We start from the raw sequence: 19,118 nt of genomic DNA, 5'->3' as shown, positions 1-19,118 counted from the left end.
TATGTCCATTTATTTGAGCGAAAAAAGCACCCGTCTTCGAAAAAAGAAGTGATTACCTGTATATATGCAGGTATAGGTCTCAAATCTTTAAATTCGCAGAAATTAAATGGAGATATGCAGTTAATTGGAGCCGTGCCGCCCCTTTCACCTGACACTAGAAATCAACTAGTAGCTTGACCGCATCCAATCTAAGGTTTGCGTTCATCGGAAACACGCACGGTTCAGCGGGTTTTCGGGGAGCGTAACCTAATCTCTTGAGCGGTCAAGGTACGAGTAGCTTGCCGCCTTCCGCACCAACTGAAAAAAAGACCGCTTTAGCCCTGTGACAGGTTCTAAAGCAGCCTCTTATTCAACCTTTGATCGCCCCAGCCGTCATCCCCGCAATAAAGTACCGTTGCAGGAACAAGAACAAGACCACCATCGGCGCCGCCGAAAGCACGACTCCGGCGAGCAGCGTCGTATAATTCGTCACGTACTCCCCCCGGAACTGCATCAGCGCGAGCGGAAGCGTCAACTTGGAGTTGCCGTTGATCAGCAGCATCGGCATCAGCAGGTCGTTCCACGACATCACGAACAGGAACGTGGCGCATGCCGACAGCGCGGGCGCGGACAGCGGAATCGCAATCCTCACGTACAGCCGCCACTCGCTCGCTCCGTCGATGCTGCCCGCTTCCAGCACTTCGCGGCTCAGCGAGCGCATGAAGCCCGTCAGCATGAACACGGTCAGCGGCAGGAACAGCGCCACGGACACGATGACCAAGCCGAGCAAATTATCCGACCAGCCGAGCTTGCGCACCAGCGAATATAGCGGCAGCATGTTCACCTGCGTCGGCACGATCAGACCAGCCGCGTACAGCGCGAAGAAAAACGCGCCGATCCGGCCGCCAAAGCGCACGATCGCGTACGAAATCAGGCTACCGAGCAGCAACGACAGCGTCACCGTGCCGAGCGTCACGAGCGCGCTGTTGCCGAAGTAACGCAACATCGGCTGCTGCTCGAATAACGCGGCGAAGTTTTCCAGCGTGAGCGGCTTCGGCCAACCGAGCGGGTCGGCGAAGAAAGCCGTGGTCGGCTTGAACGCCGAGATTAGCACGAAATACAGCGGCGCGGCGATAATCGCCGCGTACAGCAGCACGAGCAGCCGTCCGAGCCATTTGAATGCCATAAAGCAGTCTTTCCTCCTTCCTGTAAGCAGACACAGATCCAACGTTCATAAGCAAGCTTCGTTGTTACATTGTTAAGTTGTTAAGTTGATAAGTCGAAAACGAATTTATTGTAGCGAGACCGCCGTCACATGGCCCGGTCCGTGCGCAGCGCTTTGAACTGCAAATACGTCAGCACGGCCAGCACGGCCAGCACGACCAGGAAAATCATCGACCCCGCCGAAGCGAGTCCGAATTCGTAGTTGCCGAACGCCGTGTGATAAATATACGTGGATAAAATCTCCGTAGCGTTGTTCGGCCCTCCGTCCGTCATAACGAAGATCAGGTCGAACGCTTTGAACGACTGGATCGTCGTGTACGCGATCACGATCGCCGAAGCCGGAGCAAGCAGCGGCCATGTGATATGGCGGAACAACTGCCAGCGGCTGCCGCCGTCGATCCGCGCCGATTCGTATAGTTCGGCGGGAATGGCCTGCAATCCGGCGATGAACACGATCATCATCTGTCCGGCATGCGCCCAGACCTGCACCGCCGCGATTGCGTACAGCGCGATATGGCGGTCGCCGATCCAGTTTTGCGCCAGGCTGTCCAATCCCGCGCCGCGCAGGCCCAGATTGAGCATGCCGATCGTCGGGTCGTAGACGAACGACCAGATCAGGCCGACCGATACCGACGACAGGATCGCCGGCAGGAAAAACAGCGCGCGCAGGAAGACGCGCGTTTTCGTATTGCGGGACAGCAGCATCGCCAGCACCAGCGACACGATCGTCTGCACGATCACGACGCTGAGCATGAACTTGACGTTGTTCAGCAGCGTTTTGCGGAACACGAGGCTGTCGAAGCTGTCTTTGTAATTGTCCAGGCCGACCATCCGGTACGAATCGGACACGCCGTCCCAATCGGTAAAGGAATAAAACAGCCCCGACAACGTCGGGTACGCGAACAGGAACAGATACAGCAGCGTGCCCGGCAGCAGGAACAGCCACAAGGCACGCTTATGTTTCAATCGTTTGAAAGTCATAGGCAGGCTCCGCCGCGGCTCAGGACTTGCTCAGGTTCTGGTCGATGACCGCCTGAGCTTCCTGCGCGGCTTCCTCCGGCGTGGAACCTCCGAGCACAGCTTGGATCGAGTTCGTCACGGCTTTTTGGTTATCGCCGTTTTTGATCGTGAAGCGCGGCTGGAACAGCGTCTTTTTGCCGGTCCATTCTTCCGCGACCTTCAGTTCGGGACTGGTGTACGATACGCCGTCAACCGTAACGTTTTGCCCTGTCGCGTTCGCATATTCGCCCGCTACGTCCGGCTGGCTCAGGTATTCCAGAAACTTTTTCGCTTCTTCCGGGTGCTTCGACTTGCTATTGACCGCCAGCATGAACGTGCTCGTATGCACGCCTTCGTATTTGGCTTCGCCCGCGCTCACCGTGATCGGCGCGAGCAGCCCTTGCTCAAGTTCCGGGTTTTGCGCCGCGTTCTGCGCGAGCTGGTACGAGCCGCTGGCGAGCATGCCCGCTTTTTCCTGCACGAACAGCGCGCCCGCCGCGGCGTCTTTCGTGCCGAGGGCGTCGGGCTGGAAGTAGCCTTTATCGTTCAGTTCTTTGATCTGCGTCAGCGTTTTGACCCACCATTCGTCGGTCAGCTTGGCTTCGCCCGCTTCCACTTTTTCGAAGATGTCTTCGCTAGGCTCGTTGTTCATCACCATCGTGTTCATGAATTGGCCGGGACCGATATCGGCGCCCGCGAACGCGATCGGAATAATGCCGTTGTCTTTCAATGTTTGGCACAACGCCAGGAAGCCTTCCCAATCGGTAGGCGGCGTCAAGCCGTATTTTTCGAACAGCTTCACGTTATAGATCGGATCGTTGTACACGAGCTGGTAAGGCACGGCGAGCTGTTTGCCGTCTTGCTGTCCGGCCGCGATCAGATCGGCGTTGAAGCTTTTGAGCCAATCCGAGCCGCTGAGATCCGTGAACACGCCGGCTTTCGCCAGAGCGTCGAATTGCGCGCCGGGGAACGAAGCGAACACGTCGCCGACGGAACCGTCGGACAGTTTCGCTTGCGCCGTCGATTGGTACTGGTCGGACGGCAGCGTCTGCATCTCGACCTTGATCGTTGGGTTCGCCGTTTCGAATTTGTCGATAAGCGTATCCAGCGCTTTGACGTCTTCGCCGCGCCAATGCAGGAAATTGATCGTGACGTCGCCGCCCGAACCGGAAGCCGCCGAACCTCCTCCTCCGCAAGCGGAAAGCACCGCCGTCAGCGCAAGCGCCCCCGATGCCAACAAATAACGAACTTTTTTACCGGATTTCCCCGTCATCGTACAACCTCCTTTTGAATGTTCGCCCATTTTTGTTTAAACAGCGGCAATGCTTCCCGTCCGAATATTTCGGCTTCTTCCAGATGCGGGTAGCCGGACAGGATAAACGTAGATACGCCGAGTTCGGCATATTCGATCAGCCGCTGCGATACTTGGTCGGCCGTGCCGACGATCAGGATCGCGCCGCCGGAGCGGACCACCGACAATCCCGTCCACAGGTTGGGACCGACAACGAATTGTTCCGCTTTGGACAGCTCTCGCAGCTCGTTCTGACGCCGCTGGTTGGTCGCGTCGGTCGCGGCAAATTCTTTTTCCGCGCGCTCGATCGCTTCCGGGGATACTTTGCTGATAATCTCGCGGGCCGCCGCCCATGCTTCTTCTTCCGTATCGCGCACCAGCACCTGGGCGCGCAAACCGTAACGCAGCTCGCGCGGTGCCCCGGTTTCTTTTTCGTAAGCCAGTCGCATCTGTTCGATCTCCGCGATCTGCTCCTCGATCCACGCGTGCGGTTCCCCCCACATCAGGAAGGTGTCGGCATGACGGATCGCGACCCGCTTCGCGCCTTCCGAGCTGCCGCCCAGATAAAACGGAGGATGTGGGTTTTGCACGGTGCGCGGCGATCCCGACGCACGTTCGAACGTGTAATGCTTGCCGCGGAACGGCTCGGAACTTGACGAAACGGCTGGCTTCTCGTTTTCCGCCACTGCCGGAGCCGATCCGTTCGCGCCCGATACTGCCACAAACTCCGAAGCCTGCGGCTTATCGCCGTTCGCCCAAGCCCTTTTCATCACGTCCAAGTACTCGTCCGCCCGCTCGTACCGCTCGTCGTGCGAACGCGCCAGCGGATCGCCCAGTTCTTCGAGATCCTGCACGGAGCTTCCGGTCACGACATTGATCATCGCCCGGCCGCCTGATAGCTGATCCAGCGCCGCGCCCATGCGCGCCGACAGCACAGGAGCGGTCAGGCCCGGCCGTACGGCCACGAGCGGACGCAGCGTCGCCGTGCGGCTCATGACCGCCGAACCGACGACCCAGGCGTCCAGACACGCGCCACCGGTCGGAATAAGCACGAATTCAAATCCCGCCGTCTCCGCCGCCTGCGCCACATCCGTCAAATAATCCAGCGTCGCCGGACGTTCCGGTTCCACGCCTACGTGACTGCCGTCTCCCGCCGTAGGCAAAAACCAACCGAACTTGATCTCCCGCTTGCTGCCTTCGTCTGCTGTCATCGTCGTTGCCGCCTTTCTTTATGTTTTATATTTTTGTAGTTAAAATTAGAGATACATTATCCCAACTAAACAAGTTGGATTAGTTTTGTTAGAATGATAACAACGCTTAAGCCAATAGTAAATGTCATTTCGCCATTCGGCTTTTTTGTCATTTTGTATGCACCCCTGTTGAAAAAGGAGCTTTGTTCATGCCGATCGACACCGAATATATGAAGGAAGACCATCACGAGCATCTACGCATTCACTTTTTCACGCCGTCCGATTATGAAAAGTGCGGTCCGGCCTGGCCGATCCGCCTCGGTTCGAATCTCGCCAAGCCCAACTACCATATCGGGCCGCGCACGACCGCCTACTATTATCTGCTGCTCGTGCTCGAAGGACGCGGCACGTTCGTGCATGGCGACCGGACGTACCCGCTTGCCGCGGGCGATATGTACTGCCTTTTTCCTCAGGTCATGCACGAATACTGGACCGATCCGGAAGCGCCATTGCGCAAGATTTTTCTGGCGTTCGACGGGAAAATGGCACTGGAGCTGCTGCGGCGGATCGGCCTGACGCCCCAGCGTCCGCATTTGCCTTCTGCGCTCGTGGAAGAAGCGGCGGCAGCGATGCGTTCTTTTCTGGAAAAAACGTCCGCCGAGCACGCCGAAGCGTCGGATCTGAGCCGGCTGTCGGAGTTTTACCGCATTTTCGCCGCGCTGGAATCTACAACGCTCCCAGAAGGAAGCGAGCCGGACGGCGTGTCTTGGCTTCAGCGCGGGCTGGATTACATGGAGATCCATTACGCGGACGGGATCACGATCGAGGAAGTAGCGCGGCATGCGGGCGTCGGACGAACCCATTTCAGCAAAAAGTTCCACGAGCGCTACGGGCATACGCCGGTCAGCCATATGCAGCAGCTCAAGCTGGACGAGGCGCGCATGCTGCTGGAGCAGACCTCGTACTCGCTGTCGGAGATCGCGCATTCGGTTGGTTACCCGGACCTGTTTTCCTTTTCCAAAGCGTTCAAAAAGCACACGGGGCTTCCGCCCAAGCAGTACCGGCAGCAGCACGCTTCCTTTTAACAGAAACGTTCTGCTTGCCCTCATCCTGACTGGGTAATAAATAAAGGGAGAAACGCCCCACGGCTTCTGCGGACCCGCTGCGTTTCGATACGGCTCCTAAATGACCTGCTGAGTGGACAAAACGGAGGAATACGACGGATTACGGAGGATTTCTGTTAAAACCCTGTTAAAATCCTGGGACGATTCCGAAAAAAGCCGTTTTTTTCGCGTTTTTCTTGTGTTTTTGCGGAATAGTTTGTATAATCCTTCTTGTTGATTTTTTAACCGCAGTTCATTTCGTTATGTAAAAATGTCGGCTGAACTCTGTAAAAACTGTGTAAAATCCATCTTTTTAAACGGACTAAGGGGGGACTTGATTTTGGGAAAAGCATTGATTATCGGTGCCGGCGGCGTAGCTAGCGTTGTCGTGCATAAGTGTGTCCAGAATCCGGACGTATTTGAGGAAATTTGTATCGCGAGTCGTACGTTGTCGAAGTGTGAAGCTTTGAAAACGAAATTGGACGGAGGACGCACGAAGATTTCGGTTGCGCAGGTTGACGCCGACCGCACCGAAGAAGTCGTGGAGCTGATCAAAAGCTTCGGGCCGGATATCGTAATCAACGTGGCGCTCCCTTATCAGGATCTGACCATTATGGACGCGTGCCTGGAAACTGGCGTTCACTACCTGGACACTGCCAACTACGAGCCGCTCGACAATCCGAAATTCGAATATAAATGGCAGTGGGCGTACCGCGAGAAATTCGAGAAAGCCGGCCTTACGGCGGTTCTCGGCAGCGGCTTCGACCCGGGCGTAACCGGCGTGTTCAGCGCGTACGCGCTGAAGCATTACTTCGACGAGATCCATCAGATCGATATCGTCGACGCCAACGCAGGCGATCACGGCTATCCGTTCGCGACCAACTTCAACCCGGAGATCAATATCCGCGAGATCACGGCAAAAGGCCGCTATTGGGAAAACGGCGAATGGATCGAGACTCCTCCCCTGTCGGAGAAAAAAGTCTACGACCTGCCGGAGATCGGTCCGAAAGACATCTACCTGCTGTATCATGAAGAGCTGGAGTCCCTTGCGGAAAACATGCCTGGCCTGAAAAAAATCCGCTTCTGGATGACATTCTCGCAAAACTACCTGAACCACCTGAAAGTCCTCGAAAACGTCGGCATGACTTCCATCGAACCGATCGAATTCGAAGGCCAAAAAATCGCGCCGCTTCAGTTCCTGAAAGCCGTTCTGCCGGACCCGGCTTCGCTCGGACCGCGCACGAAAGGCAAAACGAACATCGGCTGCATTTTCCAAGGTACGAAAAACGGCGAACCGAAAACGTACTATGTCTACAACGTATGCGACCACGAAGAGTGCTACCGCGAAGTCGGTTCGCAAGCGATCTCTTACACGACCGGCGTACCTGCGATGATCGGCGCCATGATGGTCCTCAAAGGCCTCTGGAAAAAGCCGGGCGTCTACAACGTGGAAGAGTTCGATCCGGACCCGTTCATGGAAGAACTGAACAAACAAGGCTTGCCGTGGGTAGAGGACTTCTCGCCGACGCTGCTGGACTAAGGCGTAGGAGGGAATACTCATCATGACAGACATCGATTTCAGCGCCGTCCCGTCGCCTTGTTACGTTGTGGACGAGCGTCTGCTCACCCAAAACCTGGAATTGCTCGGCTCCGTGCAGGAACGTACCGGCGCCAAGATCCTGCTCGCCCAAAAAGGCTTCTCCATGTTCGCGGAGTATCCGTTGGTCGGCAAATACCTGGCAGGCGTGACGTCCAGCTCGCTGTTCGAAGCGCGTCTCGGATACGAGAAAATGGGCAAAGAAGTGCATGTATACGCTCCGGCTTACGTCGATCGCGAGTTCGACGAACTGCTGAGCTATACGGACCATATCGTGTTCAACTCGTTCGCCCAATGGCGCAAGTTCAAAGACAAAGTGCTGAACTACCCGGGCCGCAAGATCGAAGTGGGCCTGCGCATCAATCCGGAATATTCGGAACTTGAAGTGCCGCTTTACGATCCGTGCTCGCCGTACTCCCGCATGGGCATCACGCTGGAGAACTTCGACGAGAGCGATCTGGAAGGCATCGACGGCCTGCATTTCCATACAATGTGCGAGCAGAACTCCGATACGCTGGAAAACACGCTCAAAGTCGTCGACGAGAAATTCGGCCATGTCATTGCGAAAATGAAATGGCTGAACTTCGGCGGCGGCCACCATATCACGCGTCCCGACTACGACGTCGAGCGCCTGATCCGCTGCATCGAATTCGCGCGCGACAAGTACGACGTGCAAGTCTACCTGGAGCCGGGCGAAGCCATCGCGCTGAACACGGGCTACCTGGTAGCGACCGTGCTCGACACGATGAAAAACGGCATGGACATCGCGATCCTCGACACATCGGCGGAATGCCATATGCCGGACGTGCTGGCGATGCCTTACCGTCCGAACATCGACGGAACCGGCATGCCGGGCGAAAAAGCGATCACGTACCGTCTGGGCGGCATGACCTGCCTCGCGGGCGACGTCATCGGCGACTACTCGTTCGACCGCCCGCTGCAAATCGGCGACAAACTGGTCTTCGGCGACATGGCGCACTACACGATGGTCAAAAACCATATGTTCAACGGCGTGAACCTTCCTTCGATCGCTTCGTATAACGACGAGGAAGGCATCAAGGTGATTCGCGAGTTTAAGTTCGAGGATTATAGTTCGCGGTTGTCTTAAGAGAGTTTAATCAAGACTCCATATTACAAAAGAAAAATGCCGCTGCTTCCTTTGGAAGCAGCGGCATTTCATTTTCATGCTTTAAACAATCAGGTTTATTGGTATTTGATTTTGAGTGTTGGCACGCCTACTTGGGAAAGATGTTCCGAGTAGTAAGTCTTGACAACTGCGCCTGTCGCTCCTGTAACTACATGCTTGAACTTGGTATAACGCAGGTTAGACCATACGCCGAGTCGGCTGGCTTTTGCTTGATTGGCGGTGAATGACGTTGTAGCACTCACATTTTGCGTGAACGTTACGCCGGCCGTAAAACCGTTATAGCTGTATGAGCCGTTGATCGCGAAAGATTCGCCCTGTTGAAGGGAATAACCGGAGGCGTAACTCCAAGCCGGAGTCAACGGATGATATCCGATGAATGCGTTAGAGATCGACTTGTCACTGATCAGCGTCGAAGTCGTTTGCTCCCAAGAAGCCGACGGAGTTATGCTACGAGCGGACGACTCGGTGTTCGATTGGGCGGAATTGGCTACATAGCTATCGTAATCCTGTTGATTGTCAAAGAAAACGATACTTCCATCTTCCTCGGTCAACGAATAGGGAGAATCGACGGTCAGATTTACTTCGGCGTTTTCGACTTTCACTTCTTGTTCGGCCGAAGCTACAATTTCGTTTTCTTGAGCCGAAGCAGGCTGGAAAGGCGCGGACGACAAGATAAGAGTCGTCGCAAGTCCGGCTGCGCAGAGAGTTTTTCCGTAAAGTTTGAAAGTAGGGTTCATGATCACATTCTCCTTTTCTTCGTTTTGACGTTCATAGGGATGAACAACGCCGATTTCCAAAACGTTACGCTTTATGAGAAAGTTTTTCTAAAAATATAAAAGATATGCTCCCTAACCAACTGAAAGTAGCGCTATCTAATGCTTAAATTCTTTTTAAAATAGGAATCGTAGCGTACAGGTTGATGACTTTTAAAAGTTTGTTTTAAAAAACCTTGAAAGGCATATTGCCGATCAAGGTTTAAAAGTAATACTATAAATCTCCATTAAATATTAATCATCTATCCAAATTGTTGGTCTAGACAAAACACTATGGCATTTTGGACATGGAACAAATGGAGCTTTATACGCTTCCTCCATTGCGTCCCAGCGATTTCTACAGCCAAAATATAACTCTGGAATTGTCGGATTGGCAATCTGTCCTGTCCACTTACATACTTCACACTCAGCATTTTCAAGTTGTACTTTGTACAACTTCCCTTCTTTTTTTAAAAGTAAACAAAACATCCACAAACTTGTTCCTAGAGAGTAACATGCAAGAGAAAAATTTTGATGTTTCTTTACAAAATCCATCATAGGGACAACAAGATCAAAAGCAGATATTTGTTGTCCTTCTATCGTAGGATCTTCGATTAAATATTGGAAATAATCAGGAGATAAAATGTATAAAGCCTGTCCGCAAAATTCGTGCTTACTAATCAATTTATCATTTAGGTTCACTTAATTTGAATCCTCCTATCCCAAACTCAATAAGAAATTCTTGTTCTGTAGATCCTTGAAGTGTTTGCGGTATTAACTTCGATCTAGGAATATTAGCTTCATACACTCTACCACCATTTGCAAAATACTTGGCAATACTCTCATCGGTAGTAACAGACATTAATGTCCCATCCATTTTAAACGCTTTTTGCAGATCAGTTCCAAAAGCGCCATGAGCTTGTACATAGTCATCCATATTGCTATACCAGATTTCTAGCCATTGCTTATGAATAGGTTGAGCAATTTTATAAGCATTAGCAAGATCACCTGATTCCATATATGCTAATCTGGTAGCATCACTTAATAAGTGTCCCGTTTGATCATATACTTCATTTTCTAGATAATTCTTTGTTCCTCGATAAACAGTAATCAATTCTTCCGAATCAGATGGATTATTTTTTACAGCTTTTCTCCATAGCCAAGCCCCGCCTTCAATACCTTCCTTCGCCAGATACTTCCCGACGTGCTTACCGAACGGAATCACGCTCGCCACCGTTCCGACTCCGTTCGCCGCGCGATCCGTTACCGACAACTGTTGGCCGGTAATTAGATCCACGCCGGTAAACACTTCTTGAAGCCCTTTACATTGAATATAAAAAGAAACCTTAAATAGCTTATAGCTAATCAAGGTTCTCAAATTAGAACTTACGGAGTCATCTTTTTTAAATTAGGCATGTATAAAATAAGTTCTGTTCAATATTTATTCTGTCCCTTTAACATACAGTTTAAGAGTTTGTGAATTGAATTTGTATCTAGATTCAAATTCGATTTCTGAGGATAGCAATAAATCAAGTTTCCGATTTTCTAAAATAATTTCTTTACTCTTTAAACTTATGAATCCCCGGCTGGTACTGTCATACGCGCTAAAAACACCAGGTATCCATATACTATTGAGCAATACCAACTCCTCTTCTTTTATTGAATGAGTAATTGTCTTAAATGCAGATATCGCCACAGAATTTTGAGAATTTTCCAAAACAAATACTTCTCCATTTGAGACGGAAATTGCTTCTTCTCCCAACGTAGCAGGACGTAAATTGGCAAGGCTGTATGCCGCTCTTAAATGAGGAGCCGCGTTTAAAAAGCCTCCTTCATTGACTAACGAAATCTTTTGTTTGAATTTCAACCCAACGTAATGTCCCAAAGGTAGCGCGCGATGATCTAAGGTACCTACTATAGAAGGAGTGACTTTTTTCCCTTTTAACTTTGACGTTTTTTCTTCATGTTCCATTAATACAAAAATACCTTTGACCTCCTTAATAAATCATTGTACATATTCTCCAGCTAAAATTCTTCGAATATCATCTGACAATTCCTCTCGCAGTTCAATCTCTAAATCATAATTATTCATGATAGCTTTTTTAGCCATCAATTCTAGTGCTTCTGGAGAATAACCTGCTTTTTGCAATTTATTTTTGTATTGTTGCCAATGATTCACTTCTTCAAGCATGTCTACAATTCTAACTTTTTCTGGATTCCATCTAAACCATACTCCATCCTCTATGGAATTCCCACCGAATACCGCATAGGTTCCTCCCATATCGGCTTATCTAATGGTACCTTCAGATCTTCTAACTTCTTTTAACATACGAGCAAACTTCGTTCTCATGGGGTCCCACTTAGAAAGATTTCTAACTAGTTGTCCAAAACCTTCGTTTGGTAGGCCAAAATCGCTCTTCTAAGGGTCAACATTCTTAGCAAACCGACTTCCTGCCTCTATAGCTTCAACAGTCAAATTTTCCTCTACTATCTTACCAAACGGAATCATACTCGCCACCGTTCCGACTCCGTTCGCCACGCGATCGGTTACCGATAACTGTTGACCCGTAATCAGATCCACGCCGGTAAACACTTCTTGAATCCCTTTCAATGTGCCGACAAACGGCAGGGCATCTACCCCGAAGCTCAACCCCGTCTGCCACCACGTCGCACCGTCCGCACTCAGCCCGAACGGATCAATAAACGATACCGGATTTCCATTAACGTACGCATACCGGTTCATCGTCAATCCGTTGCCAATGCTTCCGCTCAGCACGTCCCGGTTCACAAAACGCTTGATCTCCGGATTGTAGTAGCGGGCACGCATCTGGTACAGACCGTTCGTATCCGTCTGCACCCCGTCGCGTCCATTGTACTGGAACGGTTGCGTGCTTGCACCTTCGTGGCTCAGGCGCTCGCCGTACGTATCGTATGTGTACGTATCGGTCACTTGCCCTTGCTCGTCGGTCAGAGCGACCGTGCTGCCGCGCAGATCGTAGTGGTACGTCTGGTAGCTGCCTGCCGCGTCTTCGCGTCCGATCAGACCCAGACCGTACACGTACCACGCTTGCGGCGTTCCGGCTGCGTCGGTTTCCATCAGGACTTGAGACATGACAGCGTGCAAGTTGATGATGTGTTTAATAAAAAAACCTTGAAAGGCATAAAGCCAATCAAGGTAAGATTGTGTGACTAGTTTTTTTCTGAAGAAATGGCTTCCATTGAAGTTACCGTTCCTTTAGCAATTATTTTTTTTCCTGTATTTAGAGTAAAACAGTACCCCGCAGAAATATAATTCCGATATTCTTCACCATAGGGTAACTCAATCGATACCTTATGGTATTCTCCTCTTTCAATCACATCTTTCTTGGTTTTTAATGTCACTCTACACATAATAAGATTATTTTCCACATTGAAAGAAGGCATCATTCCAGAAAAACCTTCTTTTGTCATGCCCCCTTCATCTTCACGATTCAAATAAATTTCGGCCTCAATTTTCAGCATAGAAACCCTCTCCTAAAACCAATGATCTATATTTTTTATTGATTTATTTAAAAGTTCTAACATCTCTGGAAGAACAGTTGTAGCTCCACTCTTTAAAAATTTTGTATCAAGAGGAGTATGATCGAATTGTTCAAAAGCAGATCTAGGTATTGTTGTTTTTACAATTGCAGCAGTATCTATCATTATACGAGTATTAGCAAGGTTTAAGACTTCTTCTCCTACATGTCCAAACTGCTTTGCATCCATACTTCTTGGCCCAAATCTAAATTTCCCTGTAGCCATAATGTCATCAAACTCTTCAGGAGTAACTGCACGATAAAGATCGATAGTCTCTGCACTAGTTCCTCCAAACAACTGCAAGTCCAGCTTCAGACGATAGTCTCTCGGTTCCACTGTCTGAACGGGAGTTTTCTTTAGCTTCCCGATCAACCAAGCCCCGCCGTCAATTCCTTCTTTCGTCAGATACTTCCCGATATGCTTCCCGAACGGGATCAGGCTGGCCGCTGTTCCGACTCCAGTCGCCACACGATCCGTCACCGACATCTGCTGCCCGGTGATCAAATCGACCCCGCTGAACACTTCCTGAATCCCTTTAATCGTGCCCACGAATGGAGTCGCATCCGCGACGAAACTCAACCCCGTCTGCCACCATGTCGCTCCGTCCGCACTGAGCCCAAACGGATCAATAAACGATACCGGATTGCCGTTCACATACGCATACCGGTTCATCGTCAATCCGTTACCAATGCTTCCGCTCAGCACGTCCCGGTTCACAAAACGCTTGATCTCCGGATTGTAGTAGCGGGCACGCATCTGGTACAGACCGTTCACATCCGTCTGCACCCCGTCGCGTCCATTGTACTGGAACGGTTGCGTGCTTGCACCTTCGTGGCTCAGGCGCTCGCCGTACGTATCGTATGTGTACGTATCGGTCACTTGCCCTTGCTCGTCGGTCAGAGCGACCGTGCTGCCGCGCAGATCGTAGTGGTACGTTTGGTAACTGCCTGCCGCGTCTTCGTGTCCGATCAGACCTAGGCCGTACACGTACCATGCTTGCGGGGTTTCGACGGCATCGGTTTCCATCAGGACTTGAGACATGACAGCGTGCGGGTTGATGATCTGCTTCGTCGTCACGCCGTTTACCGTGATGGAGTTCCGGTTGTTCTCGTTGTCGTATCCGTAGCTTGCGCCGCCCGCTTGGGTCAGGCGGTTACGCGCATCGTACTGATAATCCTGCATCGTGCCGCCGAGCGGACCGTTCAGCATATTGCCTTCCGCATCGTAGGTCACGGCTTGGCCGTCAAAGGTTGCGAGGCGATTATCTGTCGTGTACGTCATGTTCAGATCGCCGTACATCAAAAAGAAACCTTGAAAGGCATATTGCCGATCAAGGTAAGCCAACATAAGATTTTATTCGATATATCCTTTTTTTGTAATATCAACTTCAAAACTAGAAATTATATCATGTTCAATTTTGATCACTACCCAAAAATCTTTTTCACAGTTCGGACAACAAACATAACCTTCACCAATCGAATCGCCATTCTGCGGTCTTAGCTGATGTGGAGATTTAGCACGCCCTATCGCCCATTTTAATTCATCTCCTAATTTATACGTATCCAAATTCATTAAACCTATTTTAAATTCAGCTTCTGCATTAACGCTCTCGTTACACCGAGGACATTTAACATTTATTAATAGTAAATTGTACATGCATCCTCCCTATTCTCTTAATGGATTACGTATTGGCACGCCCAAATTAGGTAACGTATGTTTGTAATGATTGTAGAGTCTTCTTTCGTAAGTGAATGCTTCATAGCCTGTTGCTTTTGCAAACGCCCCAAGTGCAGCATCACCACGTCCATGTGACGCTTTAACTGATTTAAATACCTGCTGAAACTCACTAGTTTGCGATATTTCTTTTGCCTGTAAACCTCCGAAAATATCTATACCCTCTTGCTGTAAAAAGTTTTTACGGAACTTCTTTTGAGCAGCAGTACTAACATTAAAAAATTCATTATATTGGTTAGGAGTAACATAAGTTTTTCCTTCACGAATAATATCAAGTGCTTTAGTGTCGTTTTTCTCTGCAGCTGCAATCAAAAAATTATTATCAGCAAAAATTGGATTCCTGGATATTGGAGTGTCAATACTCTTAGCCAACAACTTAGAATCCAGCTTCCCAAACAACCAGGCCCCGCCATCAATGCCTTCCTTCGCCAAATACTTCCCGACGTGTTTACCGAACGGAATCACGCTCGCCACCGTTCCGACTCCGTTCGCGACGCGATCCGTCACCGATAACTGTTGACCCGTAATCACATCCACGCCGGTAAACACTTCTTGAATCCCTTTCAACGTGCCGACAAAAGGCAGAGCGTCAACACCGAAGCTCAATCCCGTCTGCCACCACGTCGCTCCGTCCGCACTCAGCCCGAACGGATCAATAAACGACACCGGATTCCCGTTAACGTACGCATACCGGTTCATCGTCAATCCGTTGCCGATGCTTCCGCTCAATACATCCCGGTTCACGAACCGCTTGATCTCCGGGTTATAGTAACGGGCACGCATCTGGTACAGACCGTTCGTATCCGTCTGCACCCCGTCGCGTCCATTGTACTGGAACGGCTGCGTGCTTGCACCTTCGTGGCTCAGGCGTTCGCCGTACGTGTCATATGTGTACGTATCGGTGACTTGCCCTTGCTCGTCGGTCAGAGCGACCGTGCTGCCGCGCAGATCGTAGTGATACGTCCGGTAGCTGCCTGCCGCGTCTTCGCGTCCGATCAGACCCAGACCGTACACGTACCACGCTTGCGGCGTTCCGGCTGCGCCTTGTTCCATCAGGACTTGAGACATCACGGCGTGCGGGTTAATGATCTGCTTCGTCGTCACGCCGTTTACCGTGATGGAGTTCCGGTTGTTCTCGTTATCGTATCCGTAGCTCACGCCGCCCGCTTGCGTCAGGCGGTTACGCGCATCGTACTGATAATCCTGCATGGTGCCGCCGAGCGGACCGTTCAGCATGTTGCCTTCCGCATCGTAGGTCACGGCTTGGCCGTCAACGGTTGCGAGGCGATTATCTGTCGTGTACGTCATGTTCAGATCGCCGTACAATCCGTAGATGTCTTGCGTAACGGTCGATTCGGTTGGATCAGTCAGCTCCGTGGATTCGGTCGCGGTTGGCGTGCCCGACGTCGAAGCTGAAAGTTCGGAAGAAGAAGACGGGTCTGTAGCGTTCGTAGAGTCGCCGTATACTTCTTCTTGAACCGTCGTTCCATCCTTCGGCATCGGCGCTGCATTCAAACCGCTCGGAACTCCGACGCTGCCCGGTGCCGGAGACAACCCCGGTCCGTTCTCGTTATAAACTGTATCGTCTGCCAGTCCCGCGAACTCGCCGCTGTTTTCCTGCACGATGTTCCCTACGGCATCATACGTATACGTCGTTTCGGTACGCACGCTACCGTCGGTGTTCAGTTCCGCGACGCTCGTCAACTGCCCGGACGCGTCGTACAAACGGGTTTCTCTCGTGCCGTTTGCTCGATTCGTGGAAATCAGGCGGCCGTTGACGTCATAGTCGTAGCTTGTAACGCGGCCGTTCCAATCCGTCACGGTCGACAGGTTGCCGATCGCGTTGTACGCGTACTGCACCTTTTTCCCGTCCGGGTACGTCAGCGTCGTCAATTGTCCGGCGGCGTCATACGCGTAGCCGATCGTGTTGCCGTCGCCGTCTGTATACGTCTCGACGCGATCCAACGCATCGAACGTACGCGTCAGCACTTTGCCGTCGCTTCCGGTCACGGACAGGATATTTCCGTTGGCGTCGTATTGATAGGACACGCTTCCGGCTTCGTCCGTGAATTTGCTGATGTTGCCTGCAGCATCGTACGCATAGGTCGTGCTGCGTCCATTTTTATCCGTATCCTGACTGAGCAGGCCCAGATTGTTGTACGTGTGCGTTCGGCTGCCGCCGGTCGCGTCGGTCTCGTTCGTCAGGCGTCCTAGCAGATCGTATTGGTACTGCGCCGGGTTGCCGTTGGCATCCGACATCTGCGTGAGCTGACCAAACGCGTCCGCCGCCTGCGACGTCTGCCCTTGCAGCAAGGAGTAATACTTAGCCTGGAAAGGAATCTCGACGCTGCCGTATACGGCAAGCATCGTGTTCGTGATGATCTGCGCGCCCGAGGTCGGAGGTACGGTCGTTTATGTAGGCTTGGTCGTTTCTTCCCAGTGGAACAATAGATTGCGAGCGGTAAACCGGGGGCGAAAAGTTTGCTCACCACGCCCTGCTGAAGCGGTTTCATGACGTGAACGTTTACTTGGCCACTACGTATTCTTTTTGGTAAAAAGACTCTAACGAAAACACAAATAGCCTTTCGAGAATTCTTCCCGAAAGGCCATGATTTTGCCCAAGTATCTGACGTTAAGCTTCAGTATATCCTCCATTTCATCAATAATCAGCCATGCAAATGTTTAAGTTGGAAGATACACAAATCGTCTCAATAGAAACTGTTACACTCGGATTGACAATCCGTCAATTCAAGTCTTTGTCGTTAACCATTTATTTATATAGTATTTATTAAAGTCTGAGCAAAGATTTCTACGATAATCTGCTATGCTCCCTTTGTTAATAGATCTATAAGTGTTTATATCTGTAGTCCCATCATCTTGCCATTTACAATATGGACAGATATCGTAACCTGTTCCTTCAAGCTTATTATAAGATTCTGTTAGAGTTTTGAAACTACAACAAGGACATGAACACAACTCCTCAACTTCTCCAGTAATTTCTATCTCATAACCTGTAACTAAGTAAGCTATCTGAGATAAAAAACCATTACTTACACCGTTAGAATCCAGTTCGTCTGATTCAGAATCAGAACTATATCCTTCTAACCACTCCAATACATTATTTTCTTTATCAATAAAACTACGAACTAAACACATCAGCTCAAGAAAGTTTTCTCTGGTCATCTTTTTCAATCAATCAGCCCCATTTTTTTGAAACTTAAGATTACTTCATCCTCAAGTCTTCCATCCCATTTGTAAAATGATTTAATTTTACCTCCTTTTTCTGATCCTACAAATATAGACTGAGTTGAAGATTCATATCTATATAAAAGCTCCTTCTCTAAAGACCTAAATAATCATTAAAATTTTATCATTAAACTCAATTGTAAATATAAAGATTATTATTCTTTTATTTTATTTCAATGCAAAAAAACGTCCTTCTCCCATTCCCGGGAAAAGAACGCTTTTCTTCACCTTCTACAAGAAAATCAACAACAAAATCCCCACTATAAAGCAATAATACGCGAAATATTTCAAATTCCCTTTCGCCATGATGCCCATGAACCATTTCATTGCGAAATACGTCACGATCAGCGTTGCGACGAACGCGAGCACGTAAGGCAGCAACATGCCCGGCGCTTCCGACGTGCTGATGATGTCCGGCAAGCCCATCACGATCGCGCCCAGGCTGACCGGAATATACAGCATGAACGAGAAACGCAGCGCCGTATCCTGCTTCATGCCCGTCGCGATCGACGTAATGACCGTCGAACCGGAACGGCTGACGCCCGGGATCAGCGCGACGGCTTGAGCCAGACCGACCAGCAGCGCGTCGCGCGCTTTTAAGTCGCCGTCTTGCTTGCGGCCGCGCATGTTGCGGATCAGCCACAAGGCGAGGCCTGTTACTAGCAACGCGACACCCACCGTTTTGATCGAGGAGAAGGTGTCTTCGATCCAGTCTTTGAATAACAGGCCTACGATAACTGCCGGAATCGTGCCGATTACCACGTACATCGCGAACATGAAGTCGGATTTGTACTTCGCTTCCCGCGTCCGGATATACTGCCACGTTCCGACGATCAATCTGCCGATATCGTGCCGGTAAATGAACATGATCGCGATCAGCGACGCCGTATTCGTTAAAATTTCAAATGTAAGCCCCGCTTGATCGATGCCGAGCAGACGCTGGGCGATAATCAAGTGACCGCTGGACGAGACGGGGATCGGCTCGGTCGCGCCTTGAACGATGCCCAAGATCAGATACTTGAGCCACAGCCAGGTTTCTTCCATTTCTCTCCCACTTTCTTCTATGTATGATTTTGCGCTTTGCGGAAAAACGAATCTCCGGCTTCCGCACACATCTTTCTAATTTACCACGAAGAAGCGGCGGTGTGAAATTCGGAAGCCTGGATTGGCAAAACCGCAATCGTATCCAAACAACGTCCGTCATCAAAAAAAGCAGATTCGCCGAATCGCGGATCTGCTTCACGGTAGGTTCGGTTGATATCGAATTGATGGCGTAGGCAACCTACTTTTTCGGACTT

20 protein-coding genes are annotated in these 19,118 nt (G+C 50.5%); 4 read left to right on the top strand and 16 right to left on the bottom strand.

The features are described from left to right. Positions 1-349 precede the first annotated feature (349 nt). The 4 genes from WKI47_RS26165 to WKI47_RS26150 all read right to left on the bottom strand — a co-directional run bounded on the left by WKI47_RS26165 (position 350) and on the right by WKI47_RS26150 (position 4,704). Positions 350-1,165 carry a carbohydrate ABC transporter permease gene (locus WKI47_RS26165; RefSeq protein ID WP_340230153.1) on the bottom strand — a complete coding sequence of 272 codons (816 nt, stop codon included), beginning with the start codon at positions 1,163-1,165 and terminating at the stop codon, positions 350-352. Between the two features lie 125 nt (positions 1,166-1,290). After that, positions 1,291-2,184, bottom strand: a complete 894-nt coding sequence (locus WKI47_RS26160) for a sugar ABC transporter permease (protein ID WP_340230152.1) — start codon at positions 2,182-2,184, stop codon at positions 1,291-1,293. A 19-nt stretch (positions 2,185-2,203) separates the two neighbouring features. Further along, positions 2,204-3,475, bottom strand: coding sequence for an ABC transporter substrate-binding protein (locus WKI47_RS26155; RefSeq protein ID WP_340230151.1), 1,272 nt, complete (start codon positions 3,473-3,475; stop codon positions 2,204-2,206). Next, complete coding sequence (locus WKI47_RS26150) at positions 3,472-4,704, bottom strand: LLM class flavin-dependent oxidoreductase (protein ID WP_340230150.1); 1,233 nt, start codon at positions 4,702-4,704, stop codon at positions 3,472-3,474. The genes WKI47_RS26155 and WKI47_RS26150 overlap by 4 nt, the downstream gene beginning before the upstream one ends. A gap of 188 nt (positions 4,705-4,892) precedes the next feature. Between WKI47_RS26150 and WKI47_RS26145 the strand changes: the two genes are divergently transcribed. From WKI47_RS26145 to nspC, 3 genes are all read left to right on the top strand, one after another. Further along, on the top strand, positions 4,893-5,768 hold the full coding sequence (locus WKI47_RS26145; RefSeq protein WP_340230149.1) for an AraC family transcriptional regulator: 876 nt from the start codon (positions 4,893-4,895) through the stop codon (positions 5,766-5,768). 358 nt (positions 5,769-6,126) lie between these two features. After that, entirely contained in the window at positions 6,127-7,326 is a 1,200-nt protein-coding gene (locus WKI47_RS26140) for a saccharopine dehydrogenase family protein (RefSeq protein WP_340230148.1), read from the top strand. Positions 7,327-7,348: 22 nt separating this feature from the next. After that, the gene (gene nspC / locus WKI47_RS26135; RefSeq protein WP_340230147.1) at positions 7,349-8,491 is read left to right on the top strand and encodes a carboxynorspermidine decarboxylase; all 1,143 of its coding nucleotides are present in this window, start codon (positions 7,349-7,351) and stop codon (positions 8,489-8,491) included. 95 nt (positions 8,492-8,586) lie between these two features. Here the strand turns inward: nspC and WKI47_RS26130 are convergent, their stop codons facing one another. The 12 genes from WKI47_RS26130 to WKI47_RS26075 all read right to left on the bottom strand — a co-directional run bounded on the left by WKI47_RS26130 (position 8,587) and on the right by WKI47_RS26075 (position 18,864). Next, on the bottom strand, positions 8,587-9,267 hold the full coding sequence (locus tag WKI47_RS26130; protein ID WP_340230146.1) for a hypothetical protein: 681 nt from the start codon (positions 9,265-9,267) through the stop codon (positions 8,587-8,589). A gap of 270 nt (positions 9,268-9,537) precedes the next feature. After that, positions 9,538-9,984, bottom strand: a complete 447-nt coding sequence (locus WKI47_RS26125) for a hypothetical protein (protein ID WP_340230145.1) — start codon at positions 9,982-9,984, stop codon at positions 9,538-9,540. Continuing rightward, the gene (locus WKI47_RS26120; protein ID WP_340230155.1) at positions 9,971-10,651 is read right to left on the bottom strand and encodes a pre-toxin TG domain-containing protein; all 681 of its coding nucleotides are present in this window, start codon (positions 10,649-10,651) and stop codon (positions 9,971-9,973) included. The genes WKI47_RS26125 and WKI47_RS26120 overlap by 14 nt, the downstream gene beginning before the upstream one ends. Positions 10,652-10,723: 72 nt before the next feature. Beyond that, positions 10,724-11,254, bottom strand: coding sequence for a hypothetical protein (locus WKI47_RS26115; protein ID WP_340230144.1), 531 nt, complete (start codon positions 11,252-11,254; stop codon positions 10,724-10,726). Positions 11,255-11,287: 33 nt separating this feature from the next. Further along, positions 11,288-11,563, bottom strand: coding sequence for a hypothetical protein (locus WKI47_RS26110; protein ID WP_340230143.1), 276 nt, complete (start codon positions 11,561-11,563; stop codon positions 11,288-11,290). Between the two features lie 138 nt (positions 11,564-11,701). After that, positions 11,702-12,394 (bottom strand): RHS repeat-associated core domain-containing protein, encoded by a 693-nt coding sequence (locus tag WKI47_RS26105; protein ID WP_340230142.1) that lies wholly within the window; start codon positions 12,392-12,394, stop codon positions 11,702-11,704. A gap of 77 nt (positions 12,395-12,471) precedes the next feature. Continuing rightward, a complete protein-coding gene (locus WKI47_RS26100) occupies positions 12,472-12,783 on the bottom strand; it encodes a hypothetical protein (protein WP_340230141.1) in 312 nt (103 codons plus the stop codon). 12 nt (positions 12,784-12,795) lie between these two features. Further along, complete coding sequence (locus WKI47_RS26095; RefSeq protein ID WP_340230140.1) at positions 12,796-14,187, bottom strand: RHS repeat-associated core domain-containing protein; 1,392 nt, start codon at positions 14,185-14,187, stop codon at positions 12,796-12,798. A gap of 6 nt (positions 14,188-14,193) precedes the next feature. Then, positions 14,194-14,496, bottom strand: coding sequence for a hypothetical protein (locus tag WKI47_RS26090; protein ID WP_340230139.1), 303 nt, complete (start codon positions 14,494-14,496; stop codon positions 14,194-14,196). 9 nt (positions 14,497-14,505) lie between these two features. After that, positions 14,506-16,941 (bottom strand): RHS repeat-associated core domain-containing protein, encoded by a 2,436-nt coding sequence (locus WKI47_RS26085; RefSeq protein WP_340230138.1) that lies wholly within the window; start codon positions 16,939-16,941, stop codon positions 14,506-14,508. Between the two features lie 381 nt (positions 16,942-17,322). Next, positions 17,323-17,757, bottom strand: a complete 435-nt coding sequence (locus WKI47_RS26080; protein WP_340230154.1) for a CPCC family cysteine-rich protein — start codon at positions 17,755-17,757, stop codon at positions 17,323-17,325. 294 nt (positions 17,758-18,051) lie between these two features. Further along, a complete protein-coding gene (locus WKI47_RS26075; RefSeq protein WP_340230137.1) occupies positions 18,052-18,864 on the bottom strand; it encodes an undecaprenyl-diphosphate phosphatase in 813 nt (270 codons plus the stop codon). Positions 18,865-18,965: 101 nt separating this feature from the next. On the opposite strand from WKI47_RS26075, the gene WKI47_RS26070 reads away from it, so the two are divergent. Continuing rightward, complete coding sequence (locus WKI47_RS26070; RefSeq protein WP_340230135.1) at positions 18,966-19,097, top strand: hypothetical protein; 132 nt, start codon at positions 18,966-18,968, stop codon at positions 19,095-19,097. Positions 19,098-19,118: the final 21 nt, after the last annotated feature.

The sequence above is a fragment of the Saccharibacillus sacchari genome (assembly GCF_037722395.1).
GTDB classification, from domain to species: Bacteria; Bacillota; Bacilli; order Paenibacillales; family Paenibacillaceae; genus Saccharibacillus; species Saccharibacillus sacchari_A.
The sequence above is the reverse complement of the archived record's forward strand: the minus strand, read 5'-3'. Positions and strand labels throughout refer to the sequence as shown.